Origin of the sequence: Streptomyces sp. NPDC053750, assembly GCF_044544295.1 — a bacterium.
GTDB lineage: Bacteria > Actinomycetota > Actinomycetes > Streptomycetales > Streptomycetaceae > Streptomyces.
On record NZ_JBITXB010000029.1, the window covers coordinates 40,410 to 58,762 of the forward strand.

An 18,353-nucleotide genomic window follows, 5' to 3' on the forward strand; every position below is an offset into this window, starting at 1 on the left:
TGTCCAAGTACTCATCGGCTCATGTCCTCTACGTGTTCGTCACCCGGTGCCTGCGCGGTCCACGAGACGAGGAGGCGCAGGGCGTCGTGGGAAGGGCTGCCGGTCTCGGCGCCGTCGGGGCCGGGGGCCGGTGGCTCCGTCCGGAGGGTTTCCCCACCCCGCACGCGCCTGGTGGCCGTACCCCGGGATGACCGGCTGACCGGATGGATCGGTTCGCCTTGATCGCGGAGGCTGGGGGCATCGCACATGCTCGTCCGATCGGAGAACCAGTGTTCAGCTCGAAGTCCTCACGCCGCGCGGTGGCGCGGATCGCCACGGTGGTTCTGGCGGGAGCGGTATGCGCCGCCCTGACGACCGGCAGTGCCGGAGCCATCGTCAACGGGCAGGACTCCACGCAGCGGTATCCGTCCATGGTGTCGATCCCGGTGACGGGTGTGGACGACCCCACGTTCAAGGGTTTCTGCGGGGGCTCGCTGATTGGCTCGCAGTGGGTGCTCACCGCCGCCCACTGTGTGGACCCGACGCTCGTCACGCTGGACGGCACCGTCCGGATCGGCAGTGAGTGGAAGACGTCCGGAGGCACGGTCCGGTCCGTCCAGAAGACGGTGTCCCACCCGGGTTACAGGAACGGCGAGGGCACCAGCTTCAACCGCGACGACGTCGCTCTGATCCGCCTGAACCGCCCGGTCGCCGAAAAGCCCATCCGCATCGCGGACAAGCCGGGGCGCCCCGGCACCCCTACCCGGGTCCTGGGCTTCGGCACCACCAACGACTCACCCGACCTCAGCGACTGGGTCTTCCCCGACCGTCTCCAGGAACTCGACACACGCAGGGGTGCGGTCTCGGAGTGCGCGCCGGGCTACGCGGACAGCACCCGCCTGTGCACGATCAGCCAGGTGCCCAAGGCCATGGCATGCAACGGCGACTCGGGCGGCCCCCAGCTTCAGCGGGACCGCAAGGGGCGCTGGGAACTCATCGGCGTCACCTCGGGCCCCGGCGCCCCGGGCGTGCGCTGCAGCGAAGGCCCGGGACTCTACACCAGCGCGCCCGCCTACGCGGGCTGGATCAACAAGACGATGGCCCGCAACGGGTGAGCCGACGGCTCGTCCGCGCATAGTTCCTGCTCTTCGGGAAGTCGCCCATGGCGCGCGTCGACACCGTGCGGGGCACGGCCTGGCAGGCGCCGTGTTTGTACGGCAGGCACGACGTCTGTCTTCGTTGGGGTTCGTCGCACTGCCGCCGTGGCGGTGCCGCCGGTGCCCGTGGGCGCCGGGCAGCCGGATGGGCCCGGCTCTCTCGCCTCGCCGGGCCCATCCGGTGATCGTCGTGCTATGTCGCCGGCACCATCTCCGGGTGCCCGAAGTAGTACGGCGACATGAACAGGGCGCGGAACGTGGGGCATGTCCAGCAGTGCTCGCCCGCGGCGCCCGGGCCTCCAGTGGTTCAACTCAGTGGCAATCGGTCCAGCTGCGCGACGCGATGGACGACGTCCGGCGCTCCGGCGGTGCTCGCCGCCCGGTTCCGCGACGCGCCTGACGCCCTCGTCTGGCTTCCCCTCGGCCATGGCAGCTGGAGCCGTACTGCGACGTGGAGTTCGGCATCAGCCGCGCCCAGGCGTACCGGCTTATGGACGTTGCCCGATCCCTCGCCGCGATCCAAGGTGCCGTCGCCGCCGGCTCATGTGCAGGGGTGGCTCAGCGCGACGGGTGCTCGGGTGCGCCGCGGCCCGGACATCCGCGGGGCATGTCCGGGCCGTGTGGGCGTGCGGCGGGGCCTCAGGTGGCGAGCGTCCGGTGGAGGGCGTCGAGGCCGTCGGCGTAGATGCCGGTGAAGAGGTCGACGACTTCCTGCTCGGTGGCGCCCTTGGGGTCGAAGCGTCCGGACCACTGCACCTCGGCGATGTCGTCGTGGCCGGGAACCGTGTGGACGCGGAGGGTGGAGACGTAGCCGTCGACGGGGAACGGCGCTTCGATGATGGCGTAGCTGTAGTGGCGCTCCGCCTCGTTGAAACCGACCAGGCGCTCGGTGATGACGTCGCCGTCGGGGTTGGTCAGGCGGCGGACGCGGCCGCCCTCGAGTGCGGTGCTCTTCGGGATGTACGGGAGCCAGTCCGGGAGTGCGTCGAAGCCGCCGATGAGGGTCCAGACCTCGTGGGGGGAGGCGGGAACGACGCGGGAGACGGACGTGGAAGCCATGGTGGTGCTCCTGGTGCTGCGTGTGGGGGAGAGGGAGGTGGGGCGTGGGGGTCAGGCGTTGTTCGGGAGCGGGGCGGCCGGGCTGACCAGGTCGGCGGCGCGCAGGTCGGTCCAGAACGCGGCGGGGATCGTCTCGTTCAGGGCCGCGGTGTCCTCGGCGATGCGGCTGGGGCGGGTGGCGCCGGGGATGACGGCGGCGGACGCCGGGTGGGCGAGGGAGAACTGCAGGGCGGCGGCCTTGATGCTGACGCCGTGCTCGGCGGCCAGGGCCTTGAGCTTGCCGACACGCTCGATGATCTCGGCGGGGGCCTCCTGGTACTCGAAGTGGGTGCCGCCGGCGAGGATCCCGGAGCTGTACGGGCCGCCGACGACCATGTCGACGCCCTGCTCCTGTGCCATGGGGAGCAAGCGCTGGAGGGCATGGTCGTGGTCGAGGAGGGTGTAGCGGCCCGCGAGGAGGAAGCCGTCGGGCTGCGGCTCGTCGAGGGCGAGGGTGAGCTCGATGGGCTCGGTCTTGTTGACGCCCAGGCCCCAGGCCTTGATGACGCCCTCGTCGCGCAGGCGGGACAGGACGCGGAAGGCGCCGGTGCGGGCCTCCTCGAACTTGCCGATCCACGCGTCGCCGTGGAAGTCCTGGGCGATGTCGTGGACCCAGACGATGTCGAGCCGGTCGGTGCCCAGGCGCTTGAGGCTGCCCTCGATGGCACGCTCGGTGGCCTCGGCGGTCCACTCGTGGAGGATCTTGTTCGGGTTGCCGTGCTCGAACAGGCCGCCCTTCTCGCCGAAGTCGGGAACGTCGGTCTCGTGCTCGTCGAGGATGACGCGGCCGACCTTGGTGGACAGGACGTACGTGTCGCGCGGCCTGGTCGCCAGGACCTCGCCGAGCCGTTCCTCGGCGAGACCGGCGCCGTAGAAGGGAGCGGTGTCGTAGAAGCGGATGCCGTGGTCCCAGGCGGCCTCGACGGTGGCGCGGGCCTCGTCGTCGGGGATCGCACGGAACATGTTGCCGAGCGGGGCGGTGCCGAAGCCGAGGCTGCCGGGAAGGATGTTCTTGAGCGACATGAGATGTGCCTTTGCGGGGTGTGGGGGGAGGGGCCGGAGTGGCCCCGCATGAGCGCCGCGTCGGAATGCAGGCTCGCCTTACATGCAGGACGGTACTTGCAGACGCGGGCTAATGCAAGAGCCTGATATGGGCGTGAGCCTTATATCGCTCGTCGTCGACGCTCGCCGGTCAGGCCGTGCGGCGCACGGTGGCAGCGGCGTACTCCCCGAGCCGGGCCGGTCCTCTTCGCCATTCCAGGTGCCGCCGCAGCCGGGTGAGGATGAAGCCCGGTTGAGGGCGTCGGCCGTGACCTGGTCACCCGCCCAGCGCCGGGCACCCACGGTGAAGAGGGCGCCCGCGCTCTCGGAGTGTGGAGGTCGCCAACATCGACGACTGGCCGGCCGCGATCGCGTCCGGTCGGCCGTCGGCGTCACTTCAGCCGCCGCTGCCGGCGTCCACCCCCGCCCGGGTGTCGTCTGCCTCTCTCTCGCCGACGCCCGCCCGCTCCTCTCTCCTCGATCACAGCGTCCCTCCCGGCCACCCCGCCGCGCCGCAGCTCGCCGACCTGATCCGGGATTCTGTGCGTGAGTACGGGCGCACGCCCCGTACGGCCGAGTTCGTGTGAAACCGCAGAAACCTGACTCATCTCGCGCCGAGTCGTTTCACGGGCGGCAGTGGCTCAGTGGCTGAGGGCTAGAACATGCCGCTCAGCAGGTTGTCGAAGAAGTCCACAACGCGGTACTTCATCGCGTGCCTGCGGTTGCAGTACCGGCGCCACTGGCGTTTTCTCAGCGGACGGTTGCACCACTTGCACATGCGGGTTCCGGCCGCCCCTGAGTTGTTGCCCACACGCTGATCGTAGTGCGCTACTGCCTGCCGGACAGGGACGACGTGGTCCCTGTTGTTTGGCGGCATCGTCGAGGGCGTCGACGTGATGGTCGACGCCGGCGGTGTCGGTGCCGGACGTTGGCCGTTCGCCCCCTGTTCGGTCTTGCTCCGCGCCGGCCGACGTCGGCCTGGTGCCGTCCAGACCGGCGAACGGGGTGATGTCACGCAGGGACGCCGAGCGGCGGGTGCTCGAGCACGCGGGGCTTGTACTCGACCAGCTGGATGCGACCGTCGAAGGTGCGGTGCTCGATCATCTCGAGGGCAACGTCCGGATAGCCGTCGTAGATGCGTTCTTCGCCCGTGGCCCCGGTGATCACCGGGAACATCACGACCCGGAAGCGGTCGACGAGTCCGGCTCGCAGCAGGGACCGGCAGAGGCTGAGGCTGCCGATCGTGCTGAGGAGCCCCGAGCCACTCGACTTCATGGCGCGGACCGCCTCGACGGCGTCGTCGCGGACGAGCGTGCAGTTGGCCCACGTCAGTGGCTCCTCGAGTGAGGAGGAGAACACCGCCTTGGACGCTTGGGTGAGCTCGTCGACGGACGCCTCTTCCTCGGGCCTGAACTCGTCCTGGCCACTCGGGACCTCGCCTGCGGCGAAGCCCGACATCAGGCGGTAGGTGTTCGCTCCCATCAGGTAGGTGGCCTCGGGCTGCTTGCCGAGCCATGCGAGGTACTCCGGGCCCTCGAGGCCCCAGAACCCGGGCCAGCCCTCTCCCGATGCGTGGCCGTCGAGGGAGGTGATGAAGTCGACGAGGAGCTCCGACATGGTGGTGTCCTTTCCTGGGGTGTCACGAGCTTGGACCGGCCGGGAGCCACAAACTCATCGGCCGCGTTGTGGAGTAACGAGCATGTCGGACGCCTTCGGAGTCCGAGTCAGCCGGAACACCCTGTTGGGGCTGATCTCCGCCTCGCTCGATGGCACCTCTGACGCAACCTCGGCGAAGCCGCCGAGGTTGCGTCTACGGGCACCGCGCCTGCCTCCGGCCCGTACCTGAGCCACAGGAGGAGCCAACCCTGAAGCCGGAGTCGTCCGCGGCCTCGCCGTGGCCAACGGGTCACCGGGGGCCTCAACACCGTTCTCCGGTTCTCCCGCGCCACCGAGCCGGCTGTTCACCGGTCAGGGGCAAAGTCGTCCCACCAAGCCGAACTTCCGACGGTGCTCTTCGCCCGCATCGGGCGGCCGGCGGACCCGGACATCGACATGCTCGCGCGGTTGATCATCGCCCTCCACGAAGGCGCGGTGATGCGGACCCTCATCGGACCCGGCCGGCTCAGGCCAGGGGAGCTGCAGCGGAGGTACCTGCCCGCGATCCTGCGAGCGGGCGACTGCCGCGGGGCGGGTGGGGGCCGTTCGGCCGGCGGGGGCGGCCCCATGGCGTGGGCTTCGCAGCGACCTCGGTCCGCCGGGGCGGTCGAGCGGTAGCCGCTGAATCCCCCGTCACCTCTCCGTGGCCACCGGCTCAGAGACCGTCTCCAGCAAATTCGGCAGGAAGGTGACGGCCAGCTGCTCGGGGGCCAGGCGGTCGGGTTCGACGAGGCTCTGAGCCAGGGAGCCTTCGTGGACGGCCGCGGTGAGGCGGGCCAGCAGGTCCAGGTCGACCGTGGGTCTGCGGCCGATGCGGTCGAAGAGGTGGGCGAGCGCGCGGACGATCTCCTCGCGCAGGCGGCGGTCGTGGTCGGCCAGGGTGCGGGCCGTGTCCGGGTGCCGGATGGCGTGCAGGGTGAACTCGGTGGACAGCAGGTACCAGCGGCGTTCGGTCTCGTCGACGGTGCCCATGCGCGTGATGACCGCCCGCACGGGGTCGTCGGCGGTGTCGAGTTCGTCGACCGCTCGGGTCAGACGGTCGGTCACGCGCTGGGCGTGCAGGTCGAACAGGGCGAAGAACAGGTCTTCCTTGGCGCGGAAGTTGGAGTAGAAGGCTCCGCGCGTCAGGCCCGCCCGCTCACAGATCACCTCGATCGAGGAGCCGTGGAAACCGCGCTCGGCGAACGTCTCCTGAGCCGCCTGTAGCAGCCGCGCGGTCGTCTGGGGGCGGCGCTTGGTGGGTCCCTTCGGCACGTCGTTCCTTCCCGGCCATTGACACCTTGGCGTGACCCGCCTCACGATACAGCACCGTATGGGATACGGGTCCGTATCCCATACGGTGCTGTATCGCATACGGATCCGTACCCATGGCGCTCAACGAGGAGGCCAACGATGGAAACGTCCACCGCACCGCACATCGGCGTAGGACCCGTGCCGCCCGGGTTCCAGGTGATGCTTCCGCCCGAGTTCGACTCGGTGGAGCAGGAGCGGCTGCACCGCAAGCAGGAACTGGCCGCTGCCTTCCGGCTGTTCGGGAAGCTCGGGTTCTCCGAGGGGGTGGCGGGACACATCACCGCGCGGGACCCGGAGAACCCCGAGTGGTTCTGGGTCAACCCCTTCGGGATGAGCTTCAGCCGGATCCGGGTCTCCGACCTGGTGCTCGTCGACCATGCCGGCAACGTCGTCGAAGGCCGCCACCCCGTCAACCGCGCCGCGTTCTGCATCCACTCCGAGGTCCACAAGGCCCGCCCCGACGCGGTCGCCGCGGCGCATGCGCACTCCGTGCACGGAAAGGCGTTCTCGGCGCTGCGCCGACGCCTCGACCCGCTCACGCAGGACGCCTGCGCGTTCTTCGAGGACCACGGGCTCTACGAGGACTTCCGCGGCGTGGTCAACGACACGGAGGAGGGCCGGCGGATCGGCGAGGCGCTCGGCCCGCACAAGGCCGTCATCCTCGCCAACCACGGTCTGCTGACGGTGGGCCACAGCGTCGCCGAGGCCGCCTGGTGGTTCATCACCATGGAGCGCTCCTGTCAGGCGCAGCTGCTGGCGATGGCGGCCGGCACCCCGTTCCTCGTCGACCGGGAGACCGCGCTCCAGGTGCGTGAGCAGATCGGCAGCCCGTTGTCGGGCTGGTTCCAGCTCCGGCCCCTGTGGGAGCAGATCACCGAGGAGCAGCCGGATCTCTTCGACTGACCGGCGGAGCAGGGACCGCAGAGCCGCCGCACCGCGGCGGCCGTCTCAGAGAGGATCACCGTGCCCTTCCTCCGTTCCCCTTCCGCCCAGGCGAAGCCGGCGATGAGCGCGCCGGTCAGGACCACTGTCATCCTGCTGTTCGCGGCATGGTTCATCGACTACGTGGACAGGATCGCCATCGCCGTTGTACTCCCGACGATCGGTGACGAGTTCGACCTCGATCGCGGGCAGCAGGGTCTGCTCGTCTCCGTGTTCTTCGTCGCCTACGCCGCCTGCCAGATACCCGGCGGCATGCTGGCCGACCGGTTCGGGGCCAAGCGCGTCACCTGCTGGGCACTGCTGGCCTGGTCGGCCTTCACCGCGCTCACCGGCCTCGCCTGGTCCTTCTCCGCCCTGCTGCTGGTGCGCTTCGCCTTCGGCGCGGCCGAGGGCATCTTCCCTTCCGCCTCGATGAAGGCCCTGGTCGAGCGGACGTCGGTCGACGAGCGGATGGGCGCCCAGGGGCTGATCATGAGCTCCAACGCCCTCGCCTCCGTCGCCGCGCCCCTGGCCGTTCCGCCGCTCGCGGCGGTGGTCGGCTGGCGCTGGGCCTTCGTCCTGGCCGCCGGGGTGGGCGTGCTCGTCTACGTCGCGGTACGGCTGTGGCTGCCTGCCCCTCTCGATCAGGCCGAGGGTGCCGCGCCCGCCGCGCGGGGCGTCCCGCTGCGGGAGGTCCTGCGCATCGGGGTGCTGTGGCGCTTCTCCCTGATGCTCTTCGGATACGCCGCCCTCACCTGGGGGCTGAGCACCTGGATCCCGTCCTACCTCAACACGGAACGCGGACTGTCCCTCACCTCCGCCGGCGTCCTCGTGGCGGTACCCTCCCTCGCCGCCGCGCTCGGCACCCTGCTGGGCGGGCGGCTGTCCGACCGGTTCGAGGGCCATCACCGCAAGGTGATCCTGCCCGCCATGTCGGTCGCGGCTCCGGCCCTGTGCCTCATGGCGCTCCTGCCCAGCCTCACCGCCGCCATCGCCTGCGGCACCGTCGCCGTCTTCGCCGCCTCCCTGTGCTACATGCCGATCTTCGCCGTGCCGCTCCGCAGCCTCGCCCCCGGACTCGTCGGTGTCGGCAGCGCGGTCATCGTTTTCGGCGGGCAGGTCGCCGGCATGGTCGTGCCGCCGATCCTGGGCGTGATCGCGGACGCGGTCTCCTTCGAAGCAGCGTTCGCCGTCCTCGCGCTCGGCCCGGTCATCACGGCGGTGCCGGCCATGCTCACTCCGCAGGACACGGAGTCCTTCACCGCCGCCGTCCGCCGGTGCACGCCTCGGGCCGGCACCCCCGTACCCACCGCGAAGGAGTCCTCGTGACCGCCGCCCTCCTCGACGGCCTGGACCGTCAACTGCCCGACCTGCTCGCCCTCTACCGTGACCTGCACGCCCACCCCGAGCTGTCCCACCAGGAGTTCCGTACCGCCGGGATCGTCGCCGCCCGGCTGCGGGAGCAGGGCTGGACGGTGACCGAGGGTGTCGGCGGCACGGGAGTCGTCGGTGTCCTAGGCTCCGGGAAGCCGGGACCCGTCGTGCTGCTGCGGGCCGACATGGACGCGCTGCCGGTGCGGGAGGCGACCGGACTGCCGTACGCCTCCACTCGGACCGTGACAGACGCCGCCGGGCGTGAGGTGCCCGTGATGCACGCTTGCGGACACGACGTGCACGTCACGTGTCTCCTTGGCGCGACCGCCCGGCTGGCCGCGAACCGGCGCGCCTGGCGCGGCACGGTCGTCGCGGTGTTCCAGCCGGCGGAGGAGGTCGGCGGGGCCCCGGCGATGGTCGCGGACCGGTTCGCCGAGCGCTTCCCCCGCCCCGACGTCTGCCTGGCCCAGCACGTGGCCCCCGCTCCCGCGGGCCTGGTCGCCACCCGCCCGGGGACGTTCATGTCCGCCTCGGACAGTCTCGCCGTACGCCTGCACGGACGCGGCGGGCACGGATCGACCCCGGCGGCGACCGTCGATCCGGTGGTGATGGCCGCCGTGACCGTGCTGCGCCTGCAGACGGTGGTCGCCCGCGAGGTGGCCGCGGAACGGTCGGCCGTCGTCACGGTCGGATCGCTGCACGCCGGAACCCGGGAGAACGTCATTCCCGACACGGCCGACCTCACCATCAACATCCGCAGCACGACGTCCGCGGTGCGGGAACAGGTGCTCGGCGCGGTCGAGCGGATCATCCGCGCCGAAGCAGCCGCCTCGGCGGCGCCGAAGGAACCGGAGATCACCGTCATCAACGGCTTCCCGGTGACGGTGAACGACGCCGAGGCCACCGCGTCCGTCCAGGCCGCGTTCGAGGCCGCCCTCGGACCGGACCGCGTGATCGACCTGGACCAACCCCTCACCGGCAGCGAGGACTTCGGCGCCTTCGGCACGGTGATCGGCGCGCCGTCGGTGTACTGGACGTTCGGCGGACTCGACCCGAAACCGTTCGCCGGCGTCGACCTCCTGGCGGACGGGATCCCACCGGAGATTCCCCACAACCACTCGCCGTTGTTCGCGCCGGTGCCCGACCCGACCGTCGAACTGGGCGTCCGTTACCTCCTGCTGGCCGCCTCACCGTGGCTGACCTCCTGACACCGGGGCGGATCCATGTCTGACACACCCGAACGCATCTTCACCGGCGGCCCCGTCCTCACCATGGACCCCGTCGCCCCCGACGCCGAGGCCCTGGCCGTACGCGACGGCGTCATCACCGCCGTGGGCGCCACCCGCGAGGTCCTCGCCCTGCGCGGCCCCGGCACCGACGTCGTCGACCTCAAGGGACAGGCGCTGCTCCCGGGGTTCATCGAGGCACACGGCCACCCCACCATCATGGGCCTGGCCGTCGCCCCGCCCGCCCTCGACGTCCGTCCCTTCACCGTGCCGACCGGTCAGGAGGTCCACGACAAGATCCGCGCGGCCGTGGCATCGGCACCGGGGCGTCCGGTGGGCGCGTACGGGATCGACCTGCTGCTCCAGCGCGATCTCGCCCCACCGACCCGCGACCTGCTCGACGGCATCAGCCCGTACGCCCCGCTCGTGGTCGTCTCCAACAGCGGTCACGCGGCGTACGGCAACACCGCCGCCCTGCGAGCCGCCGGGGTCACGGCGGCCACGCCCGACCCGCCCGGCGCCCGCTTCGTCCGCGACGAGAAGGGCGAGCCCACCGGCGAGGCGCACGAAAGCGCGGCCGTCATCGCGCTGATGAACACCGTCGCTGACGACCGTCTCGCCGAGCACCACGTCCGGACGGCCCTGCGGTGGTCCTTCGCCCAGCATGCCCGGGTCGGCATCACCACGGTGACCGAAATGGCCGCCGAACCCCGGCTGCTGCCCGACCTGCGCGCCGCCGCCGAGCAACCGGACGCCGAGGTGCGGGTGCGTGCCTACGTCATGGGCACCCCCGAACTGGCCGCCGAGCCCGGCCGACGGTTCGCCGGCCATGCCCCCGCCCGCGCGATGTTCGGCATCTCCGGCATGAAACTGTGGGCAGACGGCACTCCCTGGCAGGGCAGCATCGCCACCAGCTTCCCCTTCCGGGCGGGCGACGCAACCACGCGCGCCGGCCTCGATCACTGCGCCCACGGCGGCATGAACTACAGCACCGACGAACTCGCCCTTTTGGCCGGCGCCTTCACCGCCCAGGGATTCCCCGTGGCCACCCATGTCCACGGGGACGTCACCTGCGAGGCCGTCCTCCACGCCTACGAGAAGGCGGCCGACGGCGATCCCGAGCGGTTGCGCTCGCTCCGACCGCGCCTTGAACACTGCGGCGCCGTCACGGCGGACCAGTACCGTCGTGCCGCCCGGCTCGGCGCGACCGTCAGCCTGTTCATGGACCACGTGCGCTGGTGGGGAGACGTCCTGGCGGACGACCTGTTCGGCCCGGACGTCGCCGCCCGCTGGATGGCCGCACGGTCCGCCCTGGACGCCGGCCACCGCATATCGCTCCACAACGACGGCATCTGCTCGCCCACCGACCCCCTCTCCGGTGTCGCCACCGCGATCACCCGCCGCTGCCACCCGAGCGGCCGCGTCCACGGGCCCGACGAACGCCTCACCATCGAGGAGGCCCTGCGCGCGGTCACCGCCGCACCCGCCTGGCAGCTGCACCTGGAGAACGACGTCGGAATGCTCCGCCCCGGCATGCGCGCCGACCTCGCCGTCCTCACCACGGACCCACGCGCCGTGCACCCCGACCGCTTTCAGGAGGACGTCGCCGTGACAGCGACGTATCTCGGCGGTCGACCGACCTGGCCCTGACCGCTCCGGAAGGGAGATCCTTTGCAGTACCGCCCCACGCCCCAAGAGCCCTACGCCGCCTATCAGAACGAGATCTACCTCGACGGACTGTCAGGCGTCGTTCCGGAACACCCCATGGCCTTCGACGAGTTGGAGGAACGGGCCCGGCACGCCATGTCACCGACCGTGTGGTCGTACGTCACCGGGGGAGCGGGCGACGAGCACACGCAGAACGCCAACCGGACGGCCTTCGCGCACTGGGGGCTCATACCGCGCATGCTGGTCGGCGCGGACCGGCGTGACCTGTCCGTCGACCTCTTCGGCCTGACGCTGCCCTCGCCGCTGTTCATGGCCCCGGTCGGAGTCCTGGGCATCTGCGCCCGAGACGGTCACGGCGACCTGGCGACCGCCCGCGCCGCCGCCCGCACCGGCGTGCCCATGATCGCCTCGACCCTCTCGGCCGATCCCTTGGAGGAGGTGGCGGCCGAGTTCGGCGGCACGCCCGGCTTCTTCCAGCTCTACACACCCACGGACAGGACCCTGGCGGAGAGCCTCGTCCACCGGGCCGAGAAGGCCGGCTTCGCGGGCATCGTCGTCACGCTCGACACCTGGATCGCGGGCTGGCGCCCCCGCGACCTGGCCACCTCGAACTTCCCGCAACTGCGAGGCCACTGCCTGGCCAACTACACCAGCGACCCCGCCTTCCGCGCCCTGCTGCCGAACGGCCGTCAGGGCGATCCCGGGGACACGGCCCTCACCTGGGCCCGGATCTTCGGAAACCCGCTCACCTGGGACGACCTGCCCTGGCTGCGCTCGCTCACCACACTGCCGCTCATCCTGAAGGGGATCTGCCACCCCGACGACGTCCGCCGCGCCAAGGACCTGGGCGTGGACGGCGTCTACTGCTCCAACCACGGCGGCCGCCAGGCGAACGGCGGCCTGCCCGCCCTCGACGCACTGCCCGCCGTCGTCGAGGCCGCCGACGGACTCCCCGTCCTCTTCGACTCCGGAGTGCGCTCCGGTGCGGACATCGTCAAGGCCCTCGCGCTCGGCGCCACGGCCGTCGGCGTCGGACGCCCCTACGCCTACGGCCTGGCCCTCGGTGGCACGGACGGTGTGGTTCACGTCCTGCGCGCACTGCTCGCCGAGGCCGACCTGATCATGGCCGTGGACGGCTACCGCGCCCTCGCCGACCTCACGCCAGTGGCCCTGCGGCGCGTGTGGTGACGTCCGCTCCACCGCCTACGAACTGGCCTTCGCCTACGACAAGTCGGGTGGCGTATGCATGAAAGACGCACGCGATGCGCAGCACCGGCCACAGATGAAGGAGCAGGCCCCGGTTGAGGTACCGGGGCAAGTCGTCGTGCAGGCCTTCGTGCAGGACGGTGCGGTACGGGTTCATGCGCCGGCGATGCTTGCCCGGGTCGTACGACTGCGGGTGGCGGGCGACGCCGTCGAGGCGGTGCACACACCGCTGCCCGGGGTGCGGGCGGAGGTGCACCTCGCGCCGGGGGAGTCGGTCTCTGTGAGCAGCCCGGACCCGCAGGTGCAGGTGGCGCCTCCTTGAGGAGGTTGTCCGCCGCCGCGTCGCCTACATCACGCGCCACCAGCGGGCGACGGAGCGTCCCGGCCTGCTCGCCCACGCCTTCGTCCCCGTGAACACCCGGACCGGACTGATCAGCGCCCCCAACGTCTGGTCGGACTGGTCCGACGGCTCCGAGCGGTTCGCCATGCCGCTGCTGCTGCAGGACGCCGCCGCCCGCGGCCTCGCTGACCCGGAGCAGACCGGCCGCCTGCTGGACGTCTCCACGTCGGCCTTCTGCGGTTCCGGATGCCGGAACCGCAGATGTCGATCATCTGAGTTGTCCTCCCTTTGCAACGTCACCGCTGCAGCTGGCTGATCACGCAAGGGAGGCGGTCGCCCCCGTTCGCCGGTCGGCGAGCAGGTCGAGGCAGCGTCTGCGCTGCGCGGTGTCCGTCGCCAGGTCGACGCCGACATGGGCGAGGGCGATCGCGGCGTCGATCACAGCGCGGTCGGCTCCCGGCGAGGTGCCGTAACGGGCGAAGGGTGCGGTGTGGTGCAGGGCGCCCTCTGTGTCGTAGCCGATGGTCGGATGGAGTGCGGGCAGGACGTGGGAGACATTGCCCATGTCGGTGGAGGCCATGACCTCGCCCCGGCGGTCCACGGGATCGCGGCCCAGCGACCGTATGGCGCGGGTGTAGGCGGCGGTCAGGAACGCGTCCTGCCGTAGATCTGCGAAGTCGGCGCCGTGGGCGAGGAGTTCCAGCTCAGCGCCAGTGGCCAGGGCCGCTGCCTCCAGGCAGGCCCGGACCCGGCGGCGGGCGTGGGCCAGGTCCTCGGTGGTGCGGGCGCGCAGTTCGTAGCGGGCGCGTGCGGTCTCGGGGATGACGTTGACCGCGTGGCCGGCCTCGAAGACGACGTCGTGAACCAGGGTGCCGGGGGGTAGTTGCTGGCGCAGCAGCCCGACTGCGGTGTGGGCCAGAGTGATCGCATCCAGGGCGTTGACTCCTTGCCAGGGCGCGAGTGCGGCATGCGCCGGCTTGCCCGTGTAGGTGACGTCCCAGGCTCCGACGGCCAGGGAGGACGCGCCGACGGAGTCCTCGGGCGCGGCGTGCACCATGAAGGCGGTGGCCACGTCGTCGAAGACGCCGGCGTCCAGCAGCAGCGTCTTGCCTCCGATGTCCTCCTCGGCGGGGGTGCCGACGAGTTTGACGGTGATACCGAGTCGGTCGGCGACGGCGGCAAGGCCGAGGGCGGCGCCGGCCGAGGCGGCGCCGTTGACGTTGTGCCCGCAGGCGTGACCGATGCCGGGCAGCGCGTCGTATTCGGCGCACAGGGCCACTACAAGTTCCCCGCTGCCGTGGGTGGCGACGAAGGCGGTCGGTAGGCCGGCGACCCCGCGTGTGACGTCGAAGCCGGCGTCCTCGGCGAGGAGGGCGATCTTCTCGGCCGACTTGTGTTCGCGCAAGGCCGTTTCCGGTTCGGCATGCAGGCTGTGGCTCAGCGCGACGACGTCGCGTGCGTGGGCGCGTACGGCATCGGTGGCGGCGGTGCGGGCGCAGTCCCTGGTACGCGTGGCGGGGCTGGTCATGCGGTCCTCCCGGCAGGGGTGGGGGCGGCTTCGGGCCCGGGGGCGGCGGACGGGGAGCGGAAGAGGAGGGCGACCGCGGCTCCGCCGAGCGCGACCGCCGCGCACGCGGCCCACGCCCACTGGTAGCCCGTGCCGGTGACGGCTCCATGGGCGGTGGTGTGGGAGGACCACAGGGCGCCGATCACGGCCGCGCCGATCGCGGCGCCGAGGGAGAGCGCCATCTCGTTGACTCCGACGGACAACGCGGTCTCGGCCTCGTCGACCACCTCGACCGACAGGGTCCGGGTGGCCGCTTCGAACATTCCGGTGGCCAGGCCGACGATGAGGGCGCCCGCCAGGTACTGGGGCACGGAGGAGTGGAAGAGCACCAGGCTCAGGAAGCCGACCGCACCCGCGCACCCGCCGGCCGCGAGCACAGCCCGGTCGCCGATCATCCGGGCCAGCCGCGGCGTCAGCGTGGAGCCGAGGAAGCCGACGGCGACCATGGCCAGGGACACCAGGGAGATGGCCTGCGCGCCGAGTCCGAGCCCGAACCCGTCACCGTCCGGCTCGGTACCGAGGTAGACCGCGTTGGCGCCGAGGAACCCGATCGCGCCGAACGCGATGCAGAAGGTGTGCGCACTGACCGCCGCGAGCCGGGGGTCACGCAGCATCCTCAGGTTGACCAGCGGATGCGACGAGCGCTGCTCGACCAGTACCCAGGCGGCCAGCAGCACTGCCGCCGCCACCGCCGTCAGCAGGGACGAGGCCGACGTCCAACCCCAGGACTCGCCCTCGGTCAGGACCAGCATCAGCACGCCGAGTCCGCACGTCAGCAGCAGTGCGGCGGGCAGGTTGAAGCGGCCCGCGCGCGGAGCCGTACTGGTCGGCAGGGCGATCGCGGCGGCCACCGCCAGGGCGCCGAAGGGGACCGCGGTCCACAGCCCGGCGAGGGCGTGTTCGTCGCTGAGCGTGCCGGCCACGAAGCCACCGGTGCCGATGGACAGGAGCAGGGCGCCGACCAGCACCGACATGCCGATCCGGCCGTGTTCGGGGGAGCGTGAGCGCAGGATGCCGGCGAGCAGCGGGAAGAAGCCGACCACGGCGCTCTGCAGCACCATGCCGACCGCCAGCGTGGCGGCAGTGGGCCGTGCCGCGATGAGCAGCGAACCGGCGGCGACCATCGTCACGGCGACGAGCAGCAGCCGCCGGTGCCCCCACATGTCACCCCAGCGCGACAGCAGAGGCGTCAGCACGGTGAAGGCGATCTGCGACAGCAGATACAGATTGTTCTGCCCCACACCGCCGATACCGACGTGAGCACCGACGACCGGCAGCAGTGGAGTGAGATACCCCTGGACGACACCACTGCAGACCACGATGAAGATCATCACCGCGATCAGTCCCCGGCCCCGGCTGATGGCGTTCGTCATGGCCTCACCCTCTTTCCCTTGGCTGGAATGCGACTGGTGGCTAGAGTGCGACCGCTGAACGAACTGGGCGGAAAAACGAAGAGAATCGGCAGCGAGTGGGGCTACGGTGTTGGATCCGGTCACGGTGAGCGAGCTGGACCTCGCCCTCGTGCACGCCCTCCAGGTCCGACCCCGCGCCTCCTGGACCGATCTGGCCCCCCTGCTCGGCGCGACCGCGGTGACCCTGGCCCGCCGCTGGGAGCGGCTCACCGAGGAGGGGCTGGCCTGGGTGTCGGCGGTTCCGGGACCGGCCTTCGCCCACAGCGGCTGCACCGCCTTCGTCTTCCTTCGCTGCGCACCGGCGGCGCGGGAGCGACTGGCTGCGCGCATCGCGGAACTGCCGGAGGCGGTGACGGTCGAACTGCTTGCCCCGGGACGCGCCGACCTCATGCTGGACGTGCTGGCATCCGACCTAGGGACCGTGCACCGCTTCGTGGACGAGGGATTGGCCGCTCTTCCCGACGTCCTCGACATGGAGTGCGTATTCGCCACTTCCCTGTATGCCGAGGGCTCCCGATGGCGTCTCGGCTCGCTCGACGCCTCCCAGCTCTCCGTGCTCGGCCGGCCCCGCGCCGCTGACGGGGCGGGGGCACCCCTCGGCGACCTGAGCACACTCGACCGCGCCCTGCTCGACGCGCTGGTGCGGGACGGGCGGACGCGACTCACCGAACTGGCCGACCTCACCGGGACGAGCGCCGCCACCGCGCGCAGACGACTGCACCGCCTCACCACCGGTGGCGTCGCGGCGTTCCGCTGCGACGTGGCTCCGGCGGTCTCAGGGCTGCCCGTGTCCGTCACCTTCCGCGGCCACGCCCCGGCCAACGAGGTCAACCGTCTGCACCGCACCCTCGCGACACTGCCCGAGTGCCGGCTGCTTGCAGCCGTCACCGGAGGCGCCAACGTGCTCGCCACCTACTGGCTCCGTGACATCGGCGCGGTCCAGCAACGCGAAACGGCGGCCTGCGCCCACCTGCCCGCCCTCCACATCACCGAGCGCGCCCTCGGCGCCCGTACCGTGAAACGGATGGGACACCTATTGGACGGTGCCGGGCGACGCACGGGCGTCCGGCCGATCCGGCCCTGGTGAGATGGCCGGAGTCGCCCTCCCGGAGGGACGAGCCTTCCTGCCGCGTCACGCGTATCCCCGGCGGCGCGCCTGTGCCAGCAGCCCTCGCAGCGCCGTCACGAAGCGGGACCGACGCCGTACGAGGGCACTGGCGCACGTGACGCCATACTGAACTGGCGCTCGCCCCCAATGCGCCAACCGCACCGCACCCGTGGGAGATCGACGACGAGTTGTGTGCGTGTTGAGCCGCTGATGCCGTCGTCCCCCACGTAATTTCGCGGCGTCCTGGTCGTAAGCGTCTGGATTACTGGATTAGCGGACCGCAACGACGTCATCCAGCTGATCCCGCTGATCCAGGCTGTCCCGCCGATCCGCGGCAAGCGCGGCCAGCCACTGCGCCGCTCCAAGTATCCGTACGCCGACCGTGGCTATGACCACGAGGTCTACCGGGACAAAATGCGCCGGTTCAAGATCACCCCGCACCTCGCCCGGCGTGGCACCGGGAACGGCTCGCTGCCGCACTGGTTCCGCCGCCTGCGCATCCGCTGGGAGACGGTGCCCTCATCGACATCGCTGTACCACGCCCTGCGCGAATTGCGGCAGCGTCCCTCTGGTGCGGAAGAGGGTCAGCGGAGCATGAGGGGAGCGGTGGGAAGATGTGCTGATGGGGATGATCGACAGCGACAGCGAGGTCGTTCAGTACGTGCGGTTTCAATCACCGCACCGGAACAGCCGAGGCCACTTCACCGGCGTCTTCGGGCTCGTCAACAATCTGGCGAGGGAGGGGAGGCTCTCGGACGAACAGGAGTCCTTCCGGCGCCGCAACAACAGTTGGTACGACGCCGCGTACACCGACCCCTCGACCGTTGATCCCAACGTCTACGACGATGAGGTCAACCCTGGCGCGGCGGCATGGTTCAAGCCGTCAGCCACTCATCTCCTCGCTCGCGTTCCGGGCTATCTGGAGATTCTGTCCGCGCACGGCGTCGACTGCCGGGCTCTGCGTTCCGCAGACCCGGGGCGGGTCATCTACGAGGACGACGTTCAGATCGTGGTCGTGCCACACGCCGTGGACGCGACTGCCACTCACTAGAACGATGTGCATGGGTCCGAACCCGGCCTGGTCGTGGTCGACGTCGCCGCCAAGCAACCGGAAGCCATCACCAGCGAGGCGGAACTCCACGCCCTGGACCGCACCCTGGTCGTCGTCGCGTACATCGAGGTCTGAAGCGTCATGGCCCGGCGGAGCCGGGCCATGACGCCCCACACGACCACCTGTCGGTCCGTGCCCACCCGTCCGTGAGGGCTACGGACGGGCGTCGAGCCAGCTCAGCTTGTGCCCGTACAGG

Annotated in this window: 18 protein-coding genes; 11 read left to right on the plus strand and 7 right to left on the minus strand. The window is 71.0% G+C overall.

From position 1 onward, the window contains the following. The first annotated feature begins 269 nt into the window (after positions 1 to 269). Complete coding sequence (locus ACIGO6_RS38760) at positions 270 to 1,094, plus strand: S1 family peptidase (RefSeq protein ID WP_399885004.1); 825 nt, start codon at positions 270 to 272, stop codon at positions 1,092 to 1,094. Between the two features lie 681 nt (positions 1,095 to 1,775). Here the strand turns inward: ACIGO6_RS38760 and ACIGO6_RS38765 are convergent. The 5 genes from ACIGO6_RS38765 to ACIGO6_RS38785 all read right to left on the minus strand — a co-directional run bounded on the left by ACIGO6_RS38765 (position 1,776) and on the right by ACIGO6_RS38785 (position 6,185). Further along, the gene (locus ACIGO6_RS38765; protein WP_399885006.1) at positions 1,776 to 2,195 is read right to left on the minus strand and encodes an SRPBCC family protein; all 420 of its coding nucleotides are present in this window, start codon (positions 2,193 to 2,195) and stop codon (positions 1,776 to 1,778) included. Between the two features lie 51 nt (positions 2,196 to 2,246). Beyond that, complete coding sequence (locus ACIGO6_RS38770; protein ID WP_399885008.1) at positions 2,247 to 3,257, minus strand: aldo/keto reductase; 1,011 nt, start codon at positions 3,255 to 3,257, stop codon at positions 2,247 to 2,249. Positions 3,258 to 3,930: 673 nt separating this feature from the next. Then, complete coding sequence (locus tag ACIGO6_RS38775) at positions 3,931 to 4,086, minus strand: hypothetical protein (RefSeq protein ID WP_399885010.1); 156 nt, start codon at positions 4,084 to 4,086, stop codon at positions 3,931 to 3,933. Positions 4,087 to 4,286: 200 nt separating this feature from the next. Further along, the gene (locus ACIGO6_RS38780; protein ID WP_399885012.1) at positions 4,287 to 4,892 is read right to left on the minus strand and encodes a dihydrofolate reductase family protein; all 606 of its coding nucleotides are present in this window, start codon (positions 4,890 to 4,892) and stop codon (positions 4,287 to 4,289) included. A gap of 672 nt (positions 4,893 to 5,564) precedes the next feature. Continuing rightward, on the minus strand, positions 5,565 to 6,185 hold the full coding sequence (locus ACIGO6_RS38785) for a TetR/AcrR family transcriptional regulator (protein ID WP_399885014.1): 621 nt from the start codon (positions 6,183 to 6,185) through the stop codon (positions 5,565 to 5,567). 138 nt (positions 6,186 to 6,323) lie between these two features. Here ACIGO6_RS38785 and ACIGO6_RS38790 point away from each other — a divergent pair, with 138 nt between their 5' ends. From ACIGO6_RS38790 to ACIGO6_RS38820, 7 genes are all read left to right on the plus strand, one after another. Next, a complete protein-coding gene (locus ACIGO6_RS38790) occupies positions 6,324 to 7,127 on the plus strand; it encodes a class II aldolase/adducin family protein (RefSeq protein WP_399885016.1) in 804 nt (267 codons plus the stop codon). 102 nt (positions 7,128 to 7,229) lie between these two features. Then, entirely contained in the window at positions 7,230 to 8,474 is a 1,245-nt protein-coding gene (locus ACIGO6_RS38795) for an MFS transporter (protein ID WP_399885018.1), read from the plus strand. Further along, positions 8,471 to 9,727 (plus strand): amidohydrolase, encoded by a 1,257-nt coding sequence (locus tag ACIGO6_RS38800; RefSeq protein WP_399885020.1) that lies wholly within the window; start codon positions 8,471 to 8,473, stop codon positions 9,725 to 9,727. Before ACIGO6_RS38795 ends, ACIGO6_RS38800 begins: the two co-directional genes overlap by 4 nt. 15 nt (positions 9,728 to 9,742) lie before the next feature. After that, on the plus strand, positions 9,743 to 11,395 hold the full coding sequence (locus ACIGO6_RS38805; protein WP_399885022.1) for an amidohydrolase: 1,653 nt from the start codon (positions 9,743 to 9,745) through the stop codon (positions 11,393 to 11,395). Between the two features lie 21 nt (positions 11,396 to 11,416). Beyond that, complete coding sequence (locus ACIGO6_RS38810) at positions 11,417 to 12,601, plus strand: alpha-hydroxy-acid oxidizing protein (RefSeq protein WP_399885024.1); 1,185 nt, start codon at positions 11,417 to 11,419, stop codon at positions 12,599 to 12,601. Between the two features lie 58 nt (positions 12,602 to 12,659). Continuing rightward, positions 12,660 to 12,941 carry a hypothetical protein gene (locus tag ACIGO6_RS38815; protein ID WP_399885026.1) on the plus strand — a complete coding sequence of 94 codons (282 nt, stop codon included), beginning with the start codon at positions 12,660 to 12,662 and terminating at the stop codon, positions 12,939 to 12,941. A gap of 88 nt (positions 12,942 to 13,029) precedes the next feature. After that, the gene (locus ACIGO6_RS38820) at positions 13,030 to 13,275 is read left to right on the plus strand and encodes a hypothetical protein (RefSeq protein ID WP_399885028.1); all 246 of its coding nucleotides are present in this window, start codon (positions 13,030 to 13,032) and stop codon (positions 13,273 to 13,275) included. Here ACIGO6_RS38820 and ACIGO6_RS38825 read toward each other — a convergent pair whose 3' ends face one another. Together ACIGO6_RS38825 and ACIGO6_RS38830 are read right to left on the minus strand one after the other, a co-directional pair. Further along, positions 13,276 to 14,487, minus strand: coding sequence for an amidohydrolase (locus ACIGO6_RS38825; protein ID WP_399885030.1), 1,212 nt, complete (start codon positions 14,485 to 14,487; stop codon positions 13,276 to 13,278). Then, positions 14,484 to 15,899: an MFS transporter gene (locus ACIGO6_RS38830; protein ID WP_399885032.1), complete on the minus strand. Its 1,416-nt coding sequence runs from the start codon at positions 15,897 to 15,899 to the stop codon at positions 14,484 to 14,486. The genes ACIGO6_RS38825 and ACIGO6_RS38830 overlap by 4 nt, the downstream gene beginning before the upstream one ends. Positions 15,900 to 16,023: 124 nt before the next feature. On the opposite strand from ACIGO6_RS38830, the gene ACIGO6_RS38835 reads away from it, so the two are divergent. The 3 genes from ACIGO6_RS38835 to ACIGO6_RS38845 all read left to right on the plus strand — a co-directional run bounded on the left by ACIGO6_RS38835 (position 16,024) and on the right by ACIGO6_RS38845 (position 18,232). Further along, positions 16,024 to 17,025: an Lrp/AsnC family transcriptional regulator gene (locus ACIGO6_RS38835; RefSeq protein ID WP_399885034.1), complete on the plus strand. Its 1,002-nt coding sequence runs from the start codon at positions 16,024 to 16,026 to the stop codon at positions 17,023 to 17,025. Positions 17,026 to 17,668: 643 nt separating this feature from the next. Then, positions 17,669 to 18,097 carry a hypothetical protein gene (locus ACIGO6_RS38840; RefSeq protein WP_399885036.1) on the plus strand — a complete coding sequence of 143 codons (429 nt, stop codon included), beginning with the start codon at positions 17,669 to 17,671 and terminating at the stop codon, positions 18,095 to 18,097. A 6-nt stretch (positions 18,098 to 18,103) separates the two neighbouring features. After that, positions 18,104 to 18,232 carry a hypothetical protein gene (locus ACIGO6_RS38845; protein ID WP_399885038.1) on the plus strand — a complete coding sequence of 43 codons (129 nt, stop codon included), beginning with the start codon at positions 18,104 to 18,106 and terminating at the stop codon, positions 18,230 to 18,232. Positions 18,233 to 18,353 lie beyond the last annotated feature (121 nt).